Raw genomic sequence first — 21,792 nt, 5'->3', positions numbered from 1 at the left:
AGGGTTGTGTCAGGCCGGTGAAAACCATGCAAATCGAAAGTCCTCCGACCGAAAAACCCTACGAAAAACCCGACGGCGAGCGCCGCGGCCTGGTGCTCGTCAATACCGGCGACGGCAAAGGCAAGAGCACGGCCGCTTTCGGCCTGGCCATCCGGGCCCACGGCCGGGGCAAACCCGTCAAGGTTTTCCAGTTCATGAAAGTGCCGACGGCGCGTTTCGGCGAGCACCGCACTTTCGAGAAGCTGGGCCTGCCTATCCAAGGGCTGGGTGACGGCTTTAGCTGGAAGAGCAAGGACCTGGAGCAGTCCGCGCAGATCGCCCGCGAAGGCTGGGAGAAAGCGCGCGTGGCGATAATGAGCGGCGACTATTTTCTGGTGGTGCTGGACGAGGTCACCTATCCGCTGGTCTATGGCTGGATTGCGCTCGAGCAAGTGCAGCAGGTCTTGCGCGAACGGCCGGTCCATGTGCATGTGGTGCTGACCGGCCGCCGCTGCCCGCAGGAGATCATCGACTTGGCCGATACCGTGACCGAGATGAAGATGATCAAGCATGCTTTTGACCAGGGCATCCCCGCCCAGCGCGGCATCGAGGATTGATGGACGGGGCATGGGCCGCGCCGTGGTTGGGTCGCAACGCGGACGTCTTCATGCCGGCCTTGGTTCTGGCCTTTGTGGTGGATCGCGTGCTCGGCGAACCTGCCGGCGCATGGCATCCGGTGGTCTGGATGGGGCGCTTTCTGGCGGCGGCCGGCAGGCGTTTCGCGCCGCACGGCGATGGCCGCGGCAAGATCGACTTGGGGGCCTTTTCCTGGGGTTTAGTCTTCTGGTGCGTCGGCGCGCTTGCGGTCGTGGTCTGCGCGGCGGCATTGCAGCAGCTCTTGCTGGCCGGGCCTAGTTGGCTTGCCGCCGCGGGGCTGGCGCTATTGTTCAAGCCCATGTTCGCCTGGGCCATGCTGCGCCGTGAGGTGCGGGCCGTGGAAGACGCCCTGGCCGAGTCCGTGCCGGCAGGCCGTGAGCGCCTGTCGTACCTGTGCAGCCGCGACGTGGGCGGGTTCGACGCGGGGCAGGTGCGCGAGACCGCCATCGAGAGCCTGGCGGAAAATCTCAACGACTCCGTAGTGGCTCCTGTGTTCTGGTTCGTTCTTTTCGGTCTGCCGGGAGCGGCCCTGTACCGCTATGCCAACACCGCCGACGCGATGTGGGGTTATGTCGGCCTGCGCGGCGGACGCGATTGGACCTGGGCCGGCAAATGGGCCGCGCGCGCGGACGATGTACTGTCGTGGCTGCCTGCCCGCCTGACCGCCGTCCTGTTGCTGGCAATGGCCGCGCGGCGCTTGTCCTGGCCTGCCTTGCGCCGCGAAGCCGGCCGCACGCCATCACCCAACGGCGGTTGGCCGATGGCGGCGATGGCCCTGATCCTGGGCGTGCGCCTGGGCAAGCCGGGCGTCTATGCCCTGAATGCGCAAGGCGCCAGCCCTCGATCCGAGGATACGGCGCGCGCGATCCGACTGGCGCAGCGTGCCGTGCTGGGCTTGTTGGCGCTGGCCGTGCTCGGGCTTGGGTGCGCCAAGGGGGCGGCATGACCCGCGAGCATGGCGGCGCCGACGCGCAGGGCGTGCCGCGCTGGGATTTCTCGACCAATGCCAATGCCTGCGGACCTTGCCCGAGGGTCGCGGCAGCGCTGAGAGACGTCGACATCCGGCACTATCCCGACCCTGGCTATCGCGCTTTGCGCGGCGCCTTGGCCGCTTTTCACGGCGTGGCGCCGTGGCGCGTGGTCGTGGCCGCCAGCGCCAGCGAATTCATCATGCGCATCACGGCCTGCCTGGCTCGCGCGGGCGCGCGGCGCGCATGGATACCCGCGTCGGCCTACGGCGAATATGCCCACGCGGCGCGCATCTGGGGCTTAGCGCGCGTGGACGATCCGGTCCAGGCGGACCTGTGCTGGCTGTGCGAGCCCAGCAGCCCCCTGGGCACAGCCGAACCGCAATGGGACGCCGTGGTGCGGCACGACGCGGTCGTGGTCCTGGACCGGGCCTACGAACCCTTGCGGCTTTCGGGGGCGAGCGCGCTGCGCGGCGAGGATGCCGACCGCGTATGGCAGCTGTGGTCGCCCAACAAGGCGCTGGGCATGACCGGCGTGCGCGGCGCCTATGCGATCGCGCCGGCCGATGCCGCGGCATTGGCCGATAGTCTTGAGCAACAGGCGCCTTCTTGGTCCCTGGGCGCGCACGCGGTCGCGATGCTGCAGGCCTGGACCCAGGCCCGGACGCAGCAATGGCTTGCGCAAAGCCGCGACACCTTGCGTCAGTGGAAGGCGCTGCAGCAGAACCTGCTCAATGTATGGCCCTGCTTGCCCAGCGATGCGAATTTCTTTTGCATGCAGGCCGAACTGGACGCTGACTTCCTACGTTTGCGCGGCATCAAGCTGCGCGAGGCGACATCCTTCGGCCTGCCGGGCATGTGGCGCCTGAGCGTGCAGCCGCCGGCGGCGCAGGCTGCCTTGCGCGATGCGCTCGAGGCGGGAGGCGTCTCGCGAGAGCCGGGCCGCCCCAAGCGAGCGATCCCCCTCGGGGGGACGGCGCGCAGCGCCAAGGGGGCATCATGACGGCCCGCTGCGTCATGGTGCTGGGCACGACCAGCGGCGCCGGCAAGAGCTGGCTGGCCACCGCGCTGTGCCGCTGGTATGCGCGCCAGGGGCTCAGGGTCGCGCCGTTCAAGGCGCAGAACATGAGCAACAATGCCCGGGTTGCCGCTGCGGACGACGGGCTGGGCGAGATCGGCTCGGCCCAGTATTTTCAGGCGCTGGCTGCGCGCGTGCAGCCGCACGTGCGCATGAACCCGCTACTGCTCAAGCCCGAGGCCGACACGCACAGCCAGGTCGTGCTGCTGGGCAAGGTGGATCCGGCCCTGACGGGCATGCCCTGGCGCGCGCGCAGCGCGCATGTGTGGCCGCATATCGCGGCTGCGCTGGATGCGCTGCGCGCGCAGAACGAGGTGGTCGTCATCGAAGGCGCGGGCTCGCCCGCCGAGATCAATCTCATGGACAGCGACATCGTCAATATGCGGGTGGCGCGTCACGCGCAGGCGCGCTGCCTGCTTGTGACGGACATAGACCGCGGCGGCGCGTTCGCGCACCTGTATGGCACCTGGGCCTTGCTGCAGCCCGAAGACCGGGAACGGATACGGGGCTTCGTGCTCAATAAATTCCGCGGCGATGCGGCGCTGCTGGCGCCGGCGCCGCGCCAGCTCGAGGACATGACCGGCATACCCACGGTGGCGGTGCTGCCCATGTGGCGCGATCACGGCCTGCCCGAAGAGGATGGCGTCTTCGACGACCGCGCCACGCTCGCCGGCCGCGCGGACAGGACGGTCGCCATCGTGACCTATCCCCGCATCAGCAACCTGGACGAATTCCAGGCACTCAAAAGCGTGCCCGGTCTGCGCCTGGTCTGGGCGCGCGATGCGGCCGCATTGGCCGATCTGGGCGCGCAGGACTGGATCATCCTGCCCGGGTCCAAACATACCAGCGGCGACCTCGCCTGGTTGCGCGCGCAAGGCCTGGACCGTGCCGTGCTGCGGCATGCGGCGCGCGGCGCGGCTGTGCTGGGCATCTGCGGCGGCTTGCAGATGCTGGGAGACGAGATGACCGACCCGCAGGGCATCGACGGCGCTGCGCGCGGCCTGGGGCTGCTTGCCCTGTCGACGGCTTTCGCTGCCGACAAGACCGTGCGGCGGCGCCAGGCGCGGTTCGGCGAGCTTGCGGGTTGCTGGGCCGCGCTGTCCGGCCTGCCGCTGCGCGGCTACGAGATCCACCACGGCCGCACCCGCGCTGGCGCCGATGCCGCGCAATCCGGCGCGCGCGAAGTGATTCCCGCTCTGGCCTGGCAGAACGCCGCCGGCAATGTGCTGGGCCTCTACGTGCACGGCATGTTCGAGGAACCCGCCGTGCTGCAGGCCTTGCTGGGCGGCCAGACGCTCGCCGCCGACGCCGTCTTCGACGGCATGGCGCAATTTCTCGAACGGCATGTCGATCCCGGCGTGCTGCACGGCCTGATCTCCTGAAGGAACCGACGACCCATGGCTTTCTCCATTCCCCCCGTTGCCGATCTGGGCAATCCCGAACTGGCCCGGCGCTTGCAGCAAGTGCTAGATAACAAGACCAAGCCGGTCGGATCGCTGGGCCGTCTGGAGGCCCTGGCTGTGCGCCTGGGGCGGATCCTGGGCAGCGTCGCTCCCGCATTGCGCGCGCCGCAGATGGTGGTGTTCGCGGGCGACCACGGCCTGGCCGCGCAGGGCGTGTCGGCCTACCCCAGCGATGTGACCTGGCAGATGGTGGAGAACTTCCTGGCGGGCGGCGCGGCGGTCAGCGTGCTGGCCCGCCAGCACGGCATCGCGCTGACGGTGGTCGACTGCGGCGTGAGGCACGATTTCGCGCCGCGCCCCGGCCTGCTGATACGCAAGATCGCGGCGGGCACGGCCGACGCGTCTCTTGGCCCGGCCATGACGCCGGCGCAGTGCGACGCGGCGCTGGAAAACGGCAAGGCCCTGTCGGCCGATCTGCCGGGCAACGTCCTGCTGCTGGGCGAGATGGGCATAGGCAACACCTCGTCGGCCTCGCTGTTGCTGTCGCGTCTGGCGCAGCTCGACATCGTCCAGTGCACCGGCGCCGGCACCGGTCTGGACGATGCGGGCATCGCCAGGAAAACCGAGATCTTGCGCAAGGTGCTCGTCAAGCACCAGGCCGTGCGCCAGCCGCTGGACGTGCTCGCGGCATTCGGTGGTTTCGAGATCGCCACGATGGTCGGCGCCATCCTGCAGGCCGCCGCGCAGAACCGCGTGATCGTGGTCGACGGCTTCATCGTCAGCGCGGCTGTGCTGGTCGCCAGCCGCCTGGCTCCCCAGGTCTTGCAGCGTTGCGTGTTCGCCCACCGATCGGGCGAGCGCGGCCATGCCCTGATGCTGGACGCGCTGCAGGCCGAGCCGTTGCTGGATCTGCAGCTGCGCCTGGGCGAGGGGTCCGGCGCGGCGCTGGCCTGGCCTCTGATGCAGTCTGCCTGTGCGATCCTGCGGGACATGGCGAGCTTCGAGTCCGCGGGCGTTTCGCGCGAAGAAGGCCAGCACTGAGCTTGGATCGGCCATGAAAGCCTTGCGCCATTTCCTGCTCGCGCTGCAGTTCTTCACGCGCGTGCCCTTGCCCGGGCGGCTGGCCGCCTGGGTGGGCTACAGCCCGCCCAGGCAGCAGGCCTGCCTGGCGTACTTTCCCCTGGTCGGCGCGCTGGTCGGCGCGGCGGGCGCGATCTGCCTGCGCGCTGCGCTGCTCGCGCTGCCCGGCGTGGGTGCATCGCCCTGGATTGCCGCCGTCCTGGCCGTGATCGTCACCACGATGCTGACCGGCGCATTTCATGAAGACGGACTGGCCGATCTGGCGGACGGCCTGGGCGGCCACGTCAGCCGCGAACGCGCCCTGGAGATCATGAAGGATTCGCGCATAGGCAGCTATGGCGCGATTGCGCTGGTGCTGTCCTTGCTGCTCAGGATCGGCCTTATCGCCGCGCTGGTCCAGATCGATCCGGGCATGGCCGCATGGGCCTGGTTCGCAGGCCATGCCTTGTCGCGGCTGATGCCGGTCGGCATCGTGGCCTTGCTGCCCTATATCCGCGAGAACGATTCCAAATCGGCGCTCACGGCATCGCGCGCCGGCGGGCGCGTCGTGGCGGGCGCGCTCTTCTGGGCCTTGCTGGCTTTGGCCGCTGCAGGCTGGCGCCATCCCGCCCTGTTCTGGATAGCCGGCGCGGCGGCCTGCATGCTGGCCTGGGCGACCATGTACCGCCTGCTGCGCCGGCGCCTGCAGGGCTATACCGGCGACGCGCTGGGCGCCGTGCAGCAGGTGTGCGAGCTGGCTTTCTACCTGGGCCTGCTGCTGGGCCTGGCCGCGGCGGGGACGGCGTGAAGCTGTGGCTGGCGCGCCATGCCGCGCCCTTGATCGATGCGGGCATCTGCTACGGCAGCCTGGACGTGCAGGCCGACGAGGCCGCCACGCAGTGTGCTGCGCGCGCGCTCGCGGCGGCCTTGCCGCCGGGCCTGCCGGTGCGGGTCTCGGGCCTGCGGCGCGCCGACCAGCTCGCGCAGGCGCTGGCGCAACTGCGCACGGACCTGCGGCCGATACGCGACGAGCGCCTGAACGAAATGGACTTCGGCGCCTGGGAGGGCGTGCCCTGGCAGGCCATCCCCAAGGCCGACATCGACGCCTGGACGCGCGAGTTTTCCCGCTACCGCGCCGGCGGCGGGGAAAGCGTGTCCGGCGTGCTGCAGCGCGTAGCCCAGGCCCTGGAGGATGCCGCGGCGGACGGCGAAGCAGTGTGGATCACCCACGCCGGCGTGATACGCGCCGCGCATTACCTGGCGCGGCACGGTATGAACAGCGTCCCGTCGGCCGCATCGTGGCCGGCGCAGGCGCCCGCCTGGGGCGCATGGACGCAGTTGTGCCTCGGTCCTGGCCGTCCGCTGGATCGGGACTCGGATTCGAGCCGATCATTTTCCTGAGCAGGGGGAGCAGGGCCACGCGCTCGGTCCTGTTCGGTGTCCCGAGGGTCTCTTCGGTGATCAGCCGCGCGAACGGCTCCATTTCCTCGACCATGCGCTTGCCGGCGGGCAGGCGCTGTCGCTGGTCGGCTCGTCACTGACGCAGTTCGTGCTGCTGTGGTGTATCTCCGATGCCACGGGCAGCACCAAGCCTGCTGGGCCGTGAGGGTTTGTGAAGGGATGCGGCTGGGAACGCGGCTCAAGCCTGGTTTGAAATGGGTCGGCTGTCGGCCAGGATCGGCCGTTCGATTTCGCGGCCGTGATCGTTAACAATCGCTCATCCTGAAGCCGCAATCGCGGCCGACTGCGATACTCTGTGCGGATGCTGGCCTACGCCAGCAAGGCGCTACGGGCCGGGGAAAAGCCCGCCTCGCCCACGCTGGCCCGCAAGGCTGTAAAGCTCTTCGCGCAGTCGATGGACGAGGCCGGTTTCGGTGAAGGCAAGGCCGGGCCGGGCCGTCCTCGCAAGGATGCGGAAATGGACGCCGACTATCTGCTGCTGCGCACGCCGGAAGAGTTCGAGCAATGGGAGCGCCTGAAAGATCAGGGCGAAATTGGCGAGCTGCCGGACTTCATCCCGCCCGAAGCCCAGAAGCCCGAGGCTACGAAGAAAAAGGGCTTCCCCGACTATCCCGAGGGCGACTTGATCGCCCGCGCCCTTCGCCTCGCCTTTGTCGGCGGGGAAGAGGGGAGCGATGATAGTTAGTCCAGGTGTCGCCAGAGATACCACGACGCCACGGAGCAGAAGGGCCGCCACGACTGGCCCATATGCTCTAGCTTGGCGTCATCCCCAAACAGCAGTCGCACTGCCCGCTGCAAACCAGCATCGCCCAAGGACAACACATCCGGCCTACTCAGGCCGAAGATCAGGAACATTTCCGCCGTCCATTGGCCGATGCCGGGAAGCTCAACCAGCGCGGCAATAACGTCAGCGTCTGGCGCTTCCTGCATAGCCTCTAGATTCAGCCGCCCATCGCTGACACGCTGGGCCAGTTCGAGGATGTAGCGGGCCTTTGCCGATGACAGCCCGGCTGCGCGTAGCGCCTCGGTAGGGACGGCCAGAAACCCGGCAGGTGTGAAGCCGGGCACTATGGCCTGCACCCGGCGCTCTATCGTGTCGGCGGCTTTGGCTGATAGCTGCTGACTGATGATCGAATTGGCCAACGTCTGGAAAGGCCGAAACTCACGATCAGCAAGAGGGCAGGGGCCATGTGTGCGTATCAAACCAGCCATGACTCTGCATGACTGGCTTAGATACGCTTCCGCTTCTATCACCACGGTCGGGGTAATTTGGCCCGCTCTACTCATCGAGCTGCGAGAGCCTCTGTAACTTCCGACGACTTAGCAACGCGCCGAGTCTTTTTAACCGGCTTGTCACTATCCACGACAAGCACCGCCTCACTCTCTGGCTCATACAGAACAAAGTCGGTTATTGGTTCATGCAACGACAGCGCACCTTGCTTTTTCGCATTCACAAAGTCGCCCATGCGCTCAGTGCCAAGCTCGAACCGATGTAGGGTAGTTCTGATTGCTTCATCACTACGGTCTACACCGATCCAACGGCGGCCAAGACTGGCGGCAACGGCAATCGTCGTTCCTGAACCCGAGTAACAATCCATAACCAGATCGCCGGGATTAGATGATGCCTCAACTATTCTCGCCAACAATGCGGGATTCTTCTCGGTTGGATAGCCAGTGATATGGATGTTCTGATTGTGAGCATCCCTCATATCCATCCAAATATCCTGCACTGGAATTCCCGCGCTATTCTCCAAATAAATTTTTCGCCTTGGGTTTCCAGTGCCCGACCAATAAATTTCACCTCTGGCGTCCATTTCATCCAAGGTTGACGGCGGGTACTGCCAGTGCTTACCGGGAGGTGGAGGCTTACCCCTCCAATCCTTTCCTGTCTCGCCATTGCGAACACCTGGAGCATGGACAGGTACTTTCTTGTAGCGACGGCCATCAGGATCAACGTACTGATATTCCTTCAAAGCCTTGGCATCGTCCCATTGCTCAACAGGCCGATTCCAAACATAACTATCACTCTTCGTATAAAAGAGAATGTAGTCAGCCACATTTCCGTACGTCTTACGGGTGTAATTCTTTGGATTACATTTTTTCCGGGTAATGCAGTTCCTAAAGTTCTTTTCCCCGAAAATCTCGTCGAGAACAACCCGGAAGTGAAAAATCATCCTCTCATCAAGGTGTAGGTATAGAGAACCATCATCCGCAAGCAAGCGATGAATTAAAACCAGTCGCTCGCGCAGAGACTCCACGAAAGCAGGCCCGACCAAATGGTCATCGTAGGCGTGCTTTTGCTTGCGTGACTCAAAGGCAGAAGCAGTTGCAAACGGGGGGTCAATGTAGACTAGCTTAACCTTCCCGACGACTGACTCATCCTGCGCAAGCGCAGACAACACGGCAAGGTTATCCGCGTGGTAAAGCCTGTTATCACCACCAACGTATGCCGGATTTGGTACATACCGACCCGCTGGGGTTTCCAAAATTTCTTCTACCGACTTCTTGCCGGGGTACTCTAGGCGGAAGCAACCAGTGTCAGCCGGGTGACCCTGTGCACCGTTGTTGCGCCTCCCCTTACCGGGAATAGGAACTGCCATATCAAGACCCCAACCATTCGGCAGTAATTCGGTCAGGCACCATTCGCAAGGTCACAACCTTAACTCGACCCGGCCATTGATCTTCGATGTAGGAATAGTCATTCCACATCGAGCCAAGCAACAAGCCCGGCCCATCGTTCACATAGATTACCTTGATATGCTGCATCTCGTGGCTGTCAGCGTACCTAATAATCTCTTGCGCTACTTCTCGATACTGACCTGTGCGATCATCTTCTTGCGCACCGCCACGATCCGAGTCATAACGCGCCAAGCCGATTGCAAGCACCTTTTTACCGTCATAGATTACAAAATCTACAGGACGATCAGGCTTCGGATAATCTTTGAAGACATTTCCCAACAACACGTCTTTACCAGCACGCTCCGGCCCAGTAACAACAAGCCCAACGTGCTGGCTACGCAGCACGTCAAACAGCCGCTCCGTCAGGTCATAGCCCTTCTTGCCGCGATCTTTGTATTCCCATAAGACAGCACAAAGAGCTTCATCTGGCATGGGGCGATTATCAAACTTCTGCTGTACCTCCACGATGCTTCGGAACGCATCGCCAAATTGAGCGCAAATTTTGGCGGCATCACTCCTGCGCTTGAGCATTTCAACAGGGGTTTGCGGGCTGACGTATTTCTTGAAAACCCGGCAAAGCTGCGTGCGCATCCACTGGTTTCTTGTTTCCATGATGGTACTAAAGAAATTTGTAGATGAATGGGACGCTTTCAACAACAAGCCAAACTCAACCAGCACAGGCTCATATAATCGGCAGGCATCAGGCAGAATGTCCGGGTAATACTCACCAGTGGCAAGAGTAATCCATGCCTCGGCTTCGTCTTTGTAATCTCTAAATTTCTTTTCTGAAGTCACATCACTCTCCAATTCTTCATCTTCATATTCGCTTTCATATTCATCCTCAAAACCAAGGCAATCGGGGCAAACATCCGCAACAATCGTCCCATCGCCATAGCACTCATGACATTGCGCGAATGGCTTCTCATCCGTTGGGTCATAGCCTGTTCCGCCGCAATTCGGACAATCAATTTCCACGTTATTTCGGCGACCTTGGCACGTTGAACAATGCTCACCAGTCACAGGCCACCTCTACTTGGTGAACTTCTTTCATTCCTCGGATGCACCACGCCACAATGCTTGTAAATGGTTGTTCGAGAAACACCATAATCTCTCGCAATCTCTGCCACACACGCATTTGGATCGCTCAATAGCAGCCTGATTTGATTTATCTGCTTTGCATCCAACTTCGGCTTGCGGCCACCAGCCCGGCCACGGGCACGGGCGGCAGCTAGACCGGCCTGTGTGCGCTCGCGGATCAAGCTCCGCTCAAACTCCGACAGCGCCCCGAACAAATGGAAAGCCATCTTGCCCGCTGCGGTGTCCGTCTCGATCCTCTCCGTCAGGCTCACAAAGCTGATGCCGCGCTCTTTGAGGTCGTCAACGATCCGCAGTAGGTCTTTCAGGCTGCGCCCGAGTCGATCCAGCCGCCACACCACGAGGGTGTCACTGGCTCGCAGCGCCTTGAGGCACTGGTCAAGCTCCGGGCGGTCAGCCGTCTTGCCGCTTGCCTTCTCTTCGTAGGTGACGCTGCACCCGGCTTTCGTCAGCGCGTCACGCTGCAAATCAAGGTGCTGATCGTCCGTCGAAACGCGGGCATAGCCGATGGTTTGATTCATGGACAGTACCTAAACATTGAAAAATTGACGGCTATTTTAACAGGTCAAGGTATTCAAAGACAGGCAAAAGCGGCTTGATTCGCAGTGTCCAGAAACATACCGTTTTCTGAACACTCTGAAACGCTCACAAAACCGCGTCAGAAGTCAGGGAGGGTGGCGAGCTGCTGCTGCGCGTAGTCGCGCACGTCCGGGGGCAGGGTCGCGTCCTCGGCCCAGCGGCCAAGGATGGCCCGCTGTTCGGTGGCCTTGGAAAGTCCGTCTGCGCCGATGGCCTGAAAGAAGGCCGCCAGCTCGGGCACGGCTGGGGATGGCTGCGCGAGGTCATGCCGGATGCCGCGCACAAGCCCAACAGCCAAAAAATCCAGCTATTGGACGTTATAGATTCGGCCAATAAATATCGGAACTATTGATGGTTATTCTGGTCAGATTTCGATGGAAAAAATAGATACCCGCCGACTCAAGCCCGAGGCTCTGGAAGAACGACGCCGGCACGTTGTTCGGTTGCACAGGCAGGGGCTCAATCGAAACCAAATCGCCAAGCTGACGGAGCTGGGCCATAGCACGGTCACTAAGGTTATCAGCCTGCATGAGCAAGGCGGCATGCCAGCTCTGAAGTTGGCCAAGCGCGGCCGGAGTATCGGCCAGCAGCGCCGGCTCACCGAAGCACAGGAGGCGTACATTCAGAAGCGCATCTGTGAGTATCGCCCTGAACAATTGAAGCTGACGTTTGCCTTGTGGAATCGAATGGCTGTGAGTCAACTGATCGAGCAGCAGGAGTTTGGCATCAAGCTGCCGATCCGCACCATGGGGTATTATTTGAAGCGCTGGGGTTTCACGCCCCAAAAGCCGATCAAAAAGGCCTATGAGCAGCGCCTTGAAGCGGTTAAGCAATGGCTGGATGAACAGTATCCGAAGATTGCACAGCAAGCCCGCACCGAGGGAGGCGAGATTTATTGGGGTGATGAAACGGCGCTGGTCAACACGGATGTCCGTGGACGGAGTTTTGCGCCGAAGGGCATGACACCGGTTACCTATGCGCCTGGCACACGGCAGCGTTTGTCGATGATCGCCGCAGTGACCAACAAGGGCGCCACCCGCTGGCAAATCATCGACGGCAATTTTGATTCCGACAGACTGATTGGGTTTCTTGAAGGACTGATCAAAGATGCCGGGAAAAAGGTCTTTCTGATTCTGGACAATCTGAGGGTTCACCACAGCAAGCCCGTCAAGGCTTGGCTGGAGGCGAACAAGGCCAAGATCGAATGCTTTTACTTGCCCAGCTACTGTCCTGAGCTGAATCCGGAAGAGCGGCTCAATGCCGATTTGAAGCAGGCGATTGGATCAAAGGTGCCGGTCCGCACCAAAGAGAAATTGCGAAATGCCGCCAACGATCATATGGCCATGCTCGAAGTTAATCCGCAGCGGGTCGTGGCCTATTTCGGTGACCCTCACGTCAAGTATGCCGCGTGAAATATTTAATGGCCGGATCAATAGTCTAGTCATCGGAAACGTTGGCATGTACTACAGTTCAATTAATCGTACTTCTCCTCGTCCGCTCCGTCCCCGGTATTATCATCAAGGACATAATCAATTGTCTCTCGAATATCTTTCGACGCATTAATGACTCGTATGCGCTTGTAGGCGCGCAGACCCATGCGCCGGATTGGAGATGCAAACAGGGCGTTTAAGAAGCTGTGTGTCGAGGTTTCTACGTCGTTAAAATCCACAAGAATGGTTTTTCCTTCGGCTACAGCTGAAAGCAAATGTTTATCCCGATAAGATATAGCCGCCTGTTTGTCGTCAGCATAGCGCCCGAAATAATTATATATGCTGAGATAATGCCGATTTTCTTCGTTCGCATCGCTCCGAGCCTTCACTTCCGCCCGGGCTTGTGCACGGAAGTCACTCATCATTGCGTCTAGCGCAAATTCCGTCCCTCTATCAAGCCGCACGGTGACCAACGCAAACGTCCCGGGCCAGCTAGTGTCCAACGTTCTCCCTGTGGTGTCGACCGGAGAAATATGCAGGACGCCATTTCCCGAGATTAGATGCATGTCGGCCCGAAGCCTGCGAATGATGTTTGACGACAAGAACAATCCCATGCCGGCATTGTTTCTGTTCGAGTAGGGGTCCTGTTTGCCGAACGTGCCGGATATTTCTGGCTGGACAGCTAGGCGCAGCGCCTCTTCATCCGTCGCCAATCCCGGGTAACCCTGAGATAGGTGAGCTTTAACGCCGACACCAATATCTGCCACGATAAAATGCAGCTCATTTACTTTCTCATACCACGTAAACTGAAGAACGCCGGGAGTAGGATACCGATGCCCCTTCCAAGAAAAATCTGACTTACCGTGCTCCAGGAGGTTATACAGTAGTTCAGATAAGACGTATCGCAACGTCTTTTGATATTCAACCCCAAAACCTGCCGTGAATTCGTCGGCAGTTGCAAGGCCCAATTTAAAATCGTCAGAATTTCGAATTGAAAATAAAGGCTTGTGCTCATTGCTCTTGAAGTTGGTCTTTGGGTCGGTCGTTACGGCAAACAAACCGTGAGCACCCATCATGCTCCACACGCGACTTCCATTCTGCTCGCCATCGTTTTCAAAATTAAATGATATTGTGCAGCCCTGTTGTTTGAGTTTCCAGCAATACGGAATCAACAAGGCGACCGCTTGATAATTGGCGCTTCTACATTCCGTAAAGTCGATTTCGACGGGAACATTTTTTATCGTCCAATCGAGTATTTTGAGCACTTGATCAAAATACTTAACCCCACCGCGGTTGAACGTAAATTCCGAAGGGATTTTGATTTGGCGTTTCGCCGTTTGTTTAATTTTCCGGCGCACCCCGTACAACTGGTCTTTTAGTGTCGATGCCATTTCGTTGATCGATGAACAGTAATTGTTCCTAGTATTGCAGATTCCGAGGCGGCGAAGATACTTTTGCGACAGTCCACATCGCAGTTGGAAGCTGACTGTCGTTGGACGATGGTGCAAATGTCGCTTGAGGGTCGACTTCAGCCGCCCACTATTCTTCACCTGCCAGCAATTCAGCGAAGCCTGCTTACCAATTTCGAGTCACACCGAAGCGCGCAAATTCAGTGCGATGAGACATAAGTCGAATCAGCAAACGCCGCCGGAATCGCGAAGCTTTCCCTCATGCGCCTGGCCTCTGCGGCCGGCGTCAAGCCAAACAGGCGCCGGAATTCCCTGCTGAACTGCGATGGGCTTGCGTAACCCACGGCGTGTCCCGCCGCTTCCGCCGTCAGGTCATTGCGCACCATCAAAAGGCGGGCCTGGTGAAGACGCGTCGACTTCAGGTATTGCATCGGCGACGCCTGCGTAATTGCCTTGAAGTGACTGTGGAAACTCGGGACGCTCATCCCCGCTTCGTCGGCCAATTGCTTTACGTCCAGAAGCTGCGCATAGCTTGTGTGAATCAGGCGCAATGCGCGGCCTATCCGGCCGAACTGTCCTCGCATCGCCAAGGCCTCGCGCAAGGAACTGCCCTGGGCGCCCGTGAGCACCCGGAAATACAGTTCGCGCAGCAGCCCGGCGCCCAGCACCGCAGCGTCAAGCGGCCGATTCATCGCTTCGAGAAAGTGCAGCACCGACGCTTGCATCGCGTCATCCATAGGCGTCGACATCATGCTCTGAGGTGCCGGTGTGTGCTGCGATACGCCTTCGCGGTCGATCTGCTCCGCAAGCTCGGCGGCCAATGCAAAATCCAGGTGCAGATACAGCGCAAGCAGCGGCCGCTCCGCCGTTGCATCGGTCTCCATGCTGAACGGCACGGGCACGGATACGGCCAGGTAGTGGCGCTCGTCGTACAGATAGACCTGGCCGCCAAAATAGCCTCTTTTTCGGCCCTGGCAGACGATCACGATACCGGGATCGTATAGAACGGGCGTGCGCGACAGCGCCCGGTTCGAACGCAAGATGCGCACGCTCGGCAGGGCCGTCAAGTTGTAGCCCTCGTCGGGCGCCAGCGCGCGCAGCAGGGCGGCCATGCGCTTCTGGATCCGGGAGGATGATCCGGGGTTTGGAATCGAATTGGGCATCATGCCAATTAATAGTTTTGTGCAAGAAAATGGAAGAGAATCGCCTTAAATTCCCTATTCGCTGATATTAGTATGCACTCTCCGTTCATTCTTCAGGAGAGGCATTCATGGCACGCAGCAAAACTTTGCTCATCACCGGCGTCAGCAGCGGCTTTGGTCGAGCGCTCGCTCAGGAAGCGCTGGCCTTGGGGCATAAGGTCGTCGGCACGGTGAGGAGCGCCCAGGCCAAGACGGAGTTCGAGTCCCTGTCCGAGAACGCCGCGTGGGCGCGTGTGCTCGACGTGACCGACTTCGACGCGATCGACGGCGTCGTGGCGGAAATCGAAGCCAGCGTCGGGCCGATCGATGTGTTGGTCAACAATGCCGGCTACGGCCATGAGGGCATCATGGAAGAGTCGCCGCTTTCGGAGATGCGGCGGCAGTTCGACGTGAATGTGTTCGGCGCGGTCGCCATGATGAAGGCCGTCCTGCCATTCATGCGTGAACGCCGTCGCGGCCACATTCTGAACATCACCTCCATGGGGGGCTACATCACCATGCCGGGAATCGCCTATTACTGCGCAAGCAAGTTTGCGCTGGAGGGCATCTCGGAGGCGCTGGGAAAAGAGGTGGAGCCCTTCGGCATTGCCGTGACGGCGGTGGCGCCGGGCTCGTTTCGCACGGAGTGGGCAGGCCGCTCGATGATTCGGACCCCGCGTTCCATTCCGGATTACGACGCTGTTTTCAACCCCGTTCGGCAAGCCCGCGAGGAGAAAAGCGGCAAGCAGCTGGGAGATCCGGTCAAGGCGGCACGCGCGATGCTGGCCGCCATTGCGGCAGACCATCCACCCAGGCATCTTCTGCTCGGTAGCGACGCGCTCGGCCTGGTTCGGGACAAGTTGTCGGCGCTGGACGCGGAATTCAATGCGTGGGAGGCCACCACCGTTTCGACGGACGGCTGACGACCGCCGAAGCCGAGAATCCGGGGCGTTGCTCAGGCTTTCGGTACCTGTACGTGCCGCGCTATGTCCGAAAGACGCATTTGCGCCAGGCGCCGGAGCAATTCGTCCTCGGCCGAACTCAGTGCGTCGTCGAGGAAACGGTTGACCGCCGATTCCACCGGGCAGGCAGGATTATCGTGCGCCGCACCGATGGCGAATGCGCTCTTGGTCGCAATGGCCGCATAGATGTCGCGTACGGTGAGATCGCCGAGTTCGCGGCAGAGGGTCCAGCCTCCCCCCGGCCCGGCGATCGACTCGACGTAACCGGCCGAGCGCAGCGCGGCCATGGTGCGCCGAACCAGCGACGGCTGCGTGTGCAGCATTTGCGCGATTGTCTCGGACGTGGTTGTGCCGCCGTCGACAGCATTCTTGTTTGGGCAAGTACCCGCCCACGGTCATGATCTAGACAGGTAGTCTCGCGTGCCCGCTCGGGCGATAGACCGGCACTGGCGTTTGCGTTATCATGCTGCGTTGCAGCAAAACCTGCCGTCTTTAGTTCTCATACCGATGTAACTGTCCGCGAACCCCTTGTTTTGTCAAATTGCCTGACCGTCAGGGTTCGTGAGCCATCGGTTCAGCGCGCATTCTTCAATGTGTGCTTTGCCCACCGTATCGAGCAAGCGTATGTGGCTGCCTCTTGAACGAGGCAGGCCAGGCTACGTTTGATCGCGGCACCATTCGCTTCCCCCGGTCGGGCCTGCCCATGATTTTTCCAAGTCCAGGCCCAACCATGAAAAAAACCACGTTCCGCGAAGAGTGGCTCTTCAACGTCCGCGCCGATATTCTCGCAGGCGTCGTCGTCGCGCTGGCGCTGATTCCAGAAGCGCTCGCGTTTTCGATTATTGCCGGCGTCGATCCCAAGGTAGGGCTTTACGCCGCTTTCAGCATCGCCGTCGTTTCGGCCATCGCCGGTGGCCGCCCCGCCATGATTTCAGCAGCGACGGGCGCCGTCGCGCTGGTCATAGTCAGTCTTGTCAAGAATCATGGCGTGGAATATGTGCTCGCCGCGGGAATCTTGGCCGGGTTACTGCAGATTCTCGCCGGCCTGCTCAGGCTGGGCGGCCTCATGCGGTTTGTGTCCCGTTCGGTTATCACCGGCTTCGTGAACGCACTGGCCATTCTCATTTTTCTCGCCCAGCTACCGCAGCTCAGAGGCGTTCCTGCCTACGTATATTTGATGGTCGCCGGCGGGCTCGCCATCATCTACCTGCTGCCGCGTCTGACCAGAGCCGTACCGTCCCCGCTAGTCTGCATCGTCGTGCTCACGGCGATTTCAATTGCGCTGCATCTGAAACTCAGAACGGTGGGCGACATGGGATCATTCCCTGACCAATTGCCGATTCCCGCCATACCCAAAGTCCCCTTGTCATTGGATACGCTGAAAATAATCTTTCCGTATTCGCTCGCAATCGCTGTGGTGGGATTGCTCGAGTCGTTGATGACGGCGGCGATCGTCGATGACTTCACCGACACGCCGAGCGACAAAAATCGCGAATGCCGGGGGCAGGGCTTGTCCAACATCGTGGCTGGCTTTCTCGGCGGCATGCCTGGTTGCGCAATGATCGGCCAGACCGTGATCAACGTTAAGTCCGGCGGGCGCGGGCGGCTGTCCACGTTCATTGCAGGTGCGTTTCTATTGGTGCTGGTCGTTTTTCTCGGCCGGTGGGTCAGGCAGATCCCCATGGCGGCGCTCGTGGCTGTCATGATCATGGTGTCCATCAGCACGTTTAGCTGGCGCTCGATCCGCAACCTTCGCACTCACCCCAAGAGTTCGTCCGTCGTGATGGTCGCCACGGTGATCGTGGTCGTTGCGACAGGCAACTTGGCGATCGGCGTTTTGGTGGGCGTGCTGCTCAGTGCCGTCTTCTTCATGTCGAAGGTTCGACGCGTACTGACGGTTGACTCGGAACTCGACGAAGCGAACAGCCTGCGCGCGTATTTCGTCCGTGGCCAGGTGTTCTTCGCGTCGTCTGAAGCGCTCGTCTCTGAATTTGACTTCAGGGAGCCGATCAAATCGGTACGCCTGGACCTGTCGCACGCGCACTTTTGGGACATCACCGCGATTGATGCACTGGACCGCATCGTCAACAAGTTCCGCCGTAACGGGATTTCCGTCGACCTCCTGGGCGTGACCAGAGCCAGCGCCACGATGATCGAGAAGTATGCAACCCATGACAAAGGGTTCCCAACGCATTTCGAGCCGAGCCACTGACGCGCTGCGCTGCCCGGTAGCGCGTCGCCGTACGCGCTGCCGCCTGGGACTCAGACGGACAGATAGGCCCGCCGTACCGCCTCGTTCGCGGCCAGCTCGTCCATGCTGCCCGCGAATTTGACCTGGCCTTTTTCCAGCACATAGGCGCGATCGGACACCAGTTCGGCCAAGTGCATGTTCTGCTCCGATAGCAGAACGCTTGCGCCCCGGGCCTTGAGCTGCAGGATCATGCCGATTATCTGCTCGACGATGACCGGGGCCATGCCTTCGGAGGGTTCGTCCAGCAGTACCAGAAAGGGATTGCCCATGAGCGTGCGGGCCACCGTCAGCATCTGCTGCTCGCCGCCGCTCATATTGCCGCCCGGCCGGTCCTGCATGGCGCCCAGATTGGGAAAGAGCGCGTACAGCGCGGCTGGCGTCCAGGTGAGCGACTCGCTGCCGTCGGGCCATCGGCGCGCGGGTTGGCGGCCCACGTCCAGGTTCTCGGCCACGGTCAGGTCGGTGAAGATGCGGCGGTCTTCCGGCACGAAGCCCAGGCCCAGGCGTGCGATCTCGTAGGGCTGCAGGCCCATGACGGACTTGCCCATGAAGCTCGCCTTGCCCTGGCGCCGGCCCAGCAGCCCCATGATGGCCTTGAAGGTGGTGGACTTGCCCGCGCCGTTGCGGCCCATCAGCGCGACCACCTCGCCGCGCCGCACCTGGAGCGATACGTCGAACAGGATGTGGGCCGATCCGTACCAGGCGTTCAGGCCGTCGACTTCCAGAAGCGTCTGCCGTTGCGGTGCTGCCGCGCCGGGCATGGGCGTGGCAAGTGCGGCGCTGTTCATATCGCGGCCTCCTGCATGGCCTGGTCCTTTTCGAATGTCTTGCCCGAGCCGAAATACACTTCCTGCACCTTCGGGTGGTTGCGGATCTCCTGCGCGCTGCCTTGGGCGATGAGCCGGCCGCGCGCCAGCACGATCACGCGGTCGGCGTGGGCGAACACCACGTCCATGCTGTGTTCAGTGAACAGCACCGACATGCGCCGCTCGAGCACCAGGCGCTTGGTCAGGGCCATGAGATCGTTGCGCTCCCTGGGCGCCATGCCCGCGGTGGGTTCGTCCATGAGCAGCAGCTTGGGATCGTTGGCCAGCCCCATGGCCAGTTCCACGCGCTTGACGTCGCCGTAGGCCAGTTCGCTGCAGGGTCGGTCGGCCTGATCGTCCATGCCGACCTGGGCCAGCAGTTTCAGCGCCTCGTGGCGGAACTGTGCGGCGGCCGGCTTGCACAGGCCGAAAGTGCGCCCGTGATGCGAAAGCAGCGCCGTCTGCACGTTCTCGGCCACGGTCAGCGAGGCGAAGGTGGCGGCGATCTGGAAAGTGCGGCCCACGCCGCGGCGCCAGATGTCGCGCGGCTTCATGCCCACCAGATCGACGCCCTTGAACAGAACCGAACCGCAGGTGGGCGCCAGCTGGCCGCCCACCATGTTGAACGTCGTGGATTTGCCCGCGCCGTTCGGGCCGATGAGCGCCAGCAATTCACCTTCGGCGATGTCGAAATCGATGCCGTCCACGGCCCTGACGCCGCCGAAGGCTTTGCTCAGATTGCGCACTTGCAGCAGGGCCGTCATGCTTGCTCCTTCTTGGCGGGCGCCGCGCCGCGATGAGCGCGGCGCAGCGTCCATTGTTCGGTGGCGCGGCGGGCAAACCCGACGATGCCCTGCGGGAAAGCCAGCACCAGCAGCAGAATGATGCCGCCGAACACAGCGTGCCAATAATCCGTGGCGTTGATGATGTAGTCCTGCAGCACGTTGAATACGGTCGCGCCCACGACCGGACCGAGCAGGGTCTGGACGCCGCCCAGCAGCACCATCACCAGGCCGTCGACCGATTTGCTCACGCCCAGGACATCGGGCGAGATGGTGCCCTTGGCGAACGCGAAGAGCGATCCGGCCAGGCCGGCGAAGACGCCCGCGATGACGAAGGCCGACCACTGCACGCGCTTGACGTCGATGCCGATGGCATCGGCCCGCAGCGCCGAGTCGCGGCTGGCGCGCAGCGCATAGCCCAAAGGCGCGAACAGGATGCGCCGCATCAGGAAAACCGACAGCACCACCAGCGCCAGCGTCAGGTAGTAATAGGCCGTGCTGCCCAGCCAGCTCGCCGGCCAGACGCCTGTCATGCCGTTCGAGCCGCCCGTGACGCCGTCCCACTGGAACACGATCGACCACACGATCTGCGAGAAAGCCAGCGTGAGCATGGCCAGGTAGACACCCGACAGGCGCACGCAGAACCAGCCAAAGAGCAGCGCGCCCGCCCCGGCCACCAGCGGTGCCGCGGCCAGCGCCAGTGGCATGGGCAGGGTCAGGGACTTGAGCAGGATGCCCGCGCCGTAGGCGCCCAGGCCGAAATAGGCGGCATGGCCGAAGGAGGCCATGCCGCCCGGCCCCATGATCAAGTGCAGGCTGACGGCGAACAGCACGGCGGTGAGCACGTCCTGCACGAGAACCATGGCATAGGGCAGGTGGGCCGACAGCAGCGGCAGCACGGCCAGGGCGAGCACCACGAGGGTGATGCTCGCTTTGAAGGCCGGCGTACCTGGACGTAGCGGCACTTCGATCGGCGCACTATCGCGGCGGGGACCTTGTTGGCGCCCCATCAGGCCCCAGGGCCTGAAGATCAGCACCAGCGCCATCACAATGAACTCCACGACCAGCGTGAGCTTGCTGAAGGAAAACGCAATACCGAAGATATGCACCAGACCGATGCCGATGCACAGGGATTTGACCTCGGCGATGAGCAAGGCCGCCAGATAGGCGCCGGGAATGGAACCCATGCCGCCCACCACCACCACCACGAAGGCATCGGCCACCGTGCTCAGGTCCAGCCCGAGGCTGGCCGGTTCGCGCGGCAGTTGCACCGCGCCGCCCAGCCCCGCCAGCAGGGTGCCCAGGGCGAACACGCCGGTAAAGAGCCAGGCCTGGTTGATGCCCAGCGCGCCGAGCATTTCCCGGTCCTGCGTGGCCGCGCGGATCAGCTTGCCCCAGCGCGTACGCGTGAGCAGCAGCCACAGCAGCGTCAGCACGATGGGGCCGACGGCGATCAAGAACAGGTCATAGCTGGGAAAGTTGCGGCCGAAGAGGGCGACGGCGCCCCTCAGGCCGGGCGCGCGCCGGCCCAGCAGGTCCGCGGGGCCGAATAGCCAGAGCGCCGCGTCGTTGATCACCAGCACCAGCGCGAACGTGGCCAGCAGCTGGAAAAGCTCGGGCGCCTTGTAGATGCGCCGCAGCAGCGCGATCTCGACGGCGGCGCCGAGCAGGCCGGTCATTGCCGCAGCCAGAACCATGCCGCCCCAATAGCCCGCAGCGCCCATGCCGGCGGCGGCGAATTTTTCCGTCAGCATGTAGGCCAGATAGATGCCCACCATGAAAAAGGAGCCGTGCGCGAAATTCAGTACGCGCGTGACCCCGAAGATCACGGAGAGGCCCGCGGCGACCAGAAATAGCGACGAGGCTTCGGCCAGGCCGTTGAGCAGCTGGGCCAGTAAAGCGGAAAGGTCCATTTGGCGTCCAGGCGGATGCGTGGCTTGGAAAGGCCGGGATTCCACCCCTGTGGAAAGGCAGCCCGGCGGCAAAAAAGGGTAGCGCCTGGGTGCCGATTTG

General features: G+C 62.0%; 21 protein-coding genes and 1 pseudogene. 11 read left to right on the top strand and 11 right to left on the bottom strand.

Features of this window, described 5'->3' with window-relative positions; genetic code table 11:
• The first annotated feature begins 26 nt into the window (after window positions 1–26).
• From cobO to H143_RS0104030, 8 genes are all read left to right on the top strand, one after another.
• On the top strand, window positions 27–596 hold the full coding sequence (gene cobO, locus H143_RS0104065; RefSeq protein ID WP_019936950.1) for a cob(I)yrinic acid a,c-diamide adenosyltransferase: 570 nt from the start codon (window positions 27–29) through the stop codon (window positions 594–596).
• A complete protein-coding gene (gene cbiB / locus H143_RS0104060) occupies window positions 596–1,582 on the top strand; it encodes an adenosylcobinamide-phosphate synthase CbiB (protein ID WP_019936949.1) in 987 nt (328 codons plus the stop codon). The genes cobO and cbiB overlap by 1 nt, the downstream gene beginning before the upstream one ends.
• Window positions 1,579–2,607 (top strand): aminotransferase class I/II-fold pyridoxal phosphate-dependent enzyme, encoded by a 1,029-nt coding sequence (locus H143_RS0104055; protein ID WP_019936948.1) that lies wholly within the window; start codon window positions 1,579–1,581, stop codon window positions 2,605–2,607. Before cbiB ends, H143_RS0104055 begins: the two co-directional genes overlap by 4 nt.
• Entirely contained in the window at window positions 2,604–4,064 is a 1,461-nt protein-coding gene (locus tag H143_RS0104050; protein ID WP_019936947.1) for a cobyric acid synthase, read from the top strand. Before H143_RS0104055 ends, H143_RS0104050 begins: the two co-directional genes overlap by 4 nt.
• Window positions 4,065–4,079: 15 nt before the next feature.
• Window positions 4,080–5,126, top strand: a complete 1,047-nt coding sequence (gene cobT, locus H143_RS0104045) for a nicotinate-nucleotide--dimethylbenzimidazole phosphoribosyltransferase (RefSeq protein WP_019936946.1) — start codon at window positions 4,080–4,082, stop codon at window positions 5,124–5,126.
• Between the two features lie 13 nt (window positions 5,127–5,139).
• The gene (locus H143_RS0104040; RefSeq protein ID WP_019936945.1) at window positions 5,140–5,952 is read left to right on the top strand and encodes an adenosylcobinamide-GDP ribazoletransferase; all 813 of its coding nucleotides are present in this window, start codon (window positions 5,140–5,142) and stop codon (window positions 5,950–5,952) included.
• A complete protein-coding gene (locus tag H143_RS0104035) occupies window positions 5,949–6,545 on the top strand; it encodes a histidine phosphatase family protein (RefSeq protein ID WP_019936944.1) in 597 nt (198 codons plus the stop codon). Before H143_RS0104040 ends, H143_RS0104035 begins: the two co-directional genes overlap by 4 nt.
• A gap of 361 nt (window positions 6,546–6,906) precedes the next feature.
• Entirely contained in the window at window positions 6,907–7,290 is a 384-nt protein-coding gene (locus tag H143_RS0104030; RefSeq protein WP_019936943.1) for a hypothetical protein, read from the top strand.
• On the opposite strand, the gene H143_RS0104025 is transcribed toward H143_RS0104030, so the two are convergent.
• The 5 genes from H143_RS0104025 to H143_RS22360 all read right to left on the bottom strand — a co-directional run bounded on the left by H143_RS0104025 (window position 7,287) and on the right by H143_RS22360 (window position 11,256).
• Window positions 7,287–7,748: a DNA-3-methyladenine glycosylase gene (locus H143_RS0104025; RefSeq protein WP_196801277.1), complete on the bottom strand. Its 462-nt coding sequence runs from the start codon at window positions 7,746–7,748 to the stop codon at window positions 7,287–7,289. The genes H143_RS0104030 and H143_RS0104025 overlap by 4 nt on opposite strands.
• 140 nt (window positions 7,749–7,888) lie before the next feature.
• Complete coding sequence (locus H143_RS19920) at window positions 7,889–9,205, bottom strand: site-specific DNA-methyltransferase (RefSeq protein ID WP_033365363.1); 1,317 nt, start codon at window positions 9,203–9,205, stop codon at window positions 7,889–7,891.
• A gap of 1 nt (window position 9,206) precedes the next feature.
• A complete protein-coding gene (locus tag H143_RS0104015) occupies window positions 9,207–10,259 on the bottom strand; it encodes a zinc finger-like domain-containing protein (protein ID WP_196801276.1) in 1,053 nt (350 codons plus the stop codon).
• A gap of 41 nt (window positions 10,260–10,300) precedes the next feature.
• Window positions 10,301–10,900 carry a recombinase family protein gene (locus H143_RS0104005; protein WP_019936938.1) on the bottom strand — a complete coding sequence of 200 codons (600 nt, stop codon included), beginning with the start codon at window positions 10,898–10,900 and terminating at the stop codon, window positions 10,301–10,303.
• A gap of 137 nt (window positions 10,901–11,037) precedes the next feature.
• Window positions 11,038–11,256, bottom strand: coding sequence for a hypothetical protein (locus H143_RS22360; protein WP_155803316.1), 219 nt, complete (start codon window positions 11,254–11,256; stop codon window positions 11,038–11,040).
• A 76-nt stretch (window positions 11,257–11,332) separates the two neighbouring features.
• Between H143_RS22360 and H143_RS0103995 the strand changes: the two genes are divergently transcribed.
• On the top strand, window positions 11,333–12,370 hold the full coding sequence (locus H143_RS0103995; RefSeq protein WP_026349703.1) for an IS630 family transposase: 1,038 nt from the start codon (window positions 11,333–11,335) through the stop codon (window positions 12,368–12,370).
• 62 nt (window positions 12,371–12,432) lie between these two features.
• Here H143_RS0103995 and H143_RS0103990 read toward each other — a convergent pair whose 3' ends face one another.
• Both H143_RS0103990 and H143_RS0103985 read right to left on the bottom strand, forming a co-directional pair.
• A complete protein-coding gene (locus tag H143_RS0103990; protein WP_019936934.1) occupies window positions 12,433–13,779 on the bottom strand; it encodes an STAS-like domain-containing protein in 1,347 nt (448 codons plus the stop codon).
• A gap of 218 nt (window positions 13,780–13,997) precedes the next feature.
• The gene (locus H143_RS0103985) at window positions 13,998–14,909 is read right to left on the bottom strand and encodes an AraC family transcriptional regulator (protein ID WP_019936933.1); all 912 of its coding nucleotides are present in this window, start codon (window positions 14,907–14,909) and stop codon (window positions 13,998–14,000) included.
• 158 nt (window positions 14,910–15,067) lie between these two features.
• On the opposite strand from H143_RS0103985, the gene H143_RS0103980 reads away from it, so the two are divergent.
• Window positions 15,068–15,901 carry an oxidoreductase gene (locus H143_RS0103980; RefSeq protein WP_019936932.1) on the top strand — a complete coding sequence of 278 codons (834 nt, stop codon included), beginning with the start codon at window positions 15,068–15,070 and terminating at the stop codon, window positions 15,899–15,901.
• A 32-nt stretch (window positions 15,902–15,933) separates the two neighbouring features.
• On the opposite strand, the pseudogene H143_RS19915 reads toward H143_RS0103980, so the two are convergent.
• Window positions 15,934–16,287: pseudogene (locus H143_RS19915) on the bottom strand (Rrf2 family transcriptional regulator); the annotation flags it as partial.
• A 383-nt stretch (window positions 16,288–16,670) separates the two neighbouring features.
• Between H143_RS19915 and H143_RS0103970 the strand changes: the two are divergent.
• Window positions 16,671–18,152, top strand: coding sequence for a SulP family inorganic anion transporter (locus H143_RS0103970; protein WP_019936930.1), 1,482 nt, complete (start codon window positions 16,671–16,673; stop codon window positions 18,150–18,152).
• 50 nt (window positions 18,153–18,202) lie between these two features.
• On the opposite strand, the gene H143_RS0103965 is transcribed toward H143_RS0103970, so the two are convergent.
• The 3 genes from H143_RS0103965 to H143_RS0103955 are packed head-to-tail and all read right to left on the bottom strand — an operon-like array spanning window position 18,203 to window position 21,692.
• A complete protein-coding gene (locus H143_RS0103965; protein ID WP_019936929.1) occupies window positions 18,203–18,979 on the bottom strand; it encodes an ABC transporter ATP-binding protein in 777 nt (258 codons plus the stop codon).
• Complete coding sequence (locus tag H143_RS0103960; protein WP_019936928.1) at window positions 18,976–19,761, bottom strand: ABC transporter ATP-binding protein; 786 nt, start codon at window positions 19,759–19,761, stop codon at window positions 18,976–18,978. Before H143_RS0103960 ends, H143_RS0103965 begins: the two co-directional genes overlap by 4 nt.
• On the bottom strand, window positions 19,758–21,692 hold the full coding sequence (locus tag H143_RS0103955; RefSeq protein WP_019936927.1) for an ABC transporter permease: 1,935 nt from the start codon (window positions 21,690–21,692) through the stop codon (window positions 19,758–19,760). Before H143_RS0103955 ends, H143_RS0103960 begins: the two co-directional genes overlap by 4 nt.
• Window positions 21,693–21,792: the final 100 nt, after the last annotated feature.

The organism is Bordetella sp. FB-8, assembly GCF_000382185.1.
Classification (GTDB): Bacteria; Pseudomonadota; Gammaproteobacteria; order Burkholderiales; family Burkholderiaceae_B; genus Bordetella.
The sequence above is the reverse complement of the archived record's forward strand: the minus strand, read 5'-3'. Positions and strand labels throughout refer to the sequence as shown.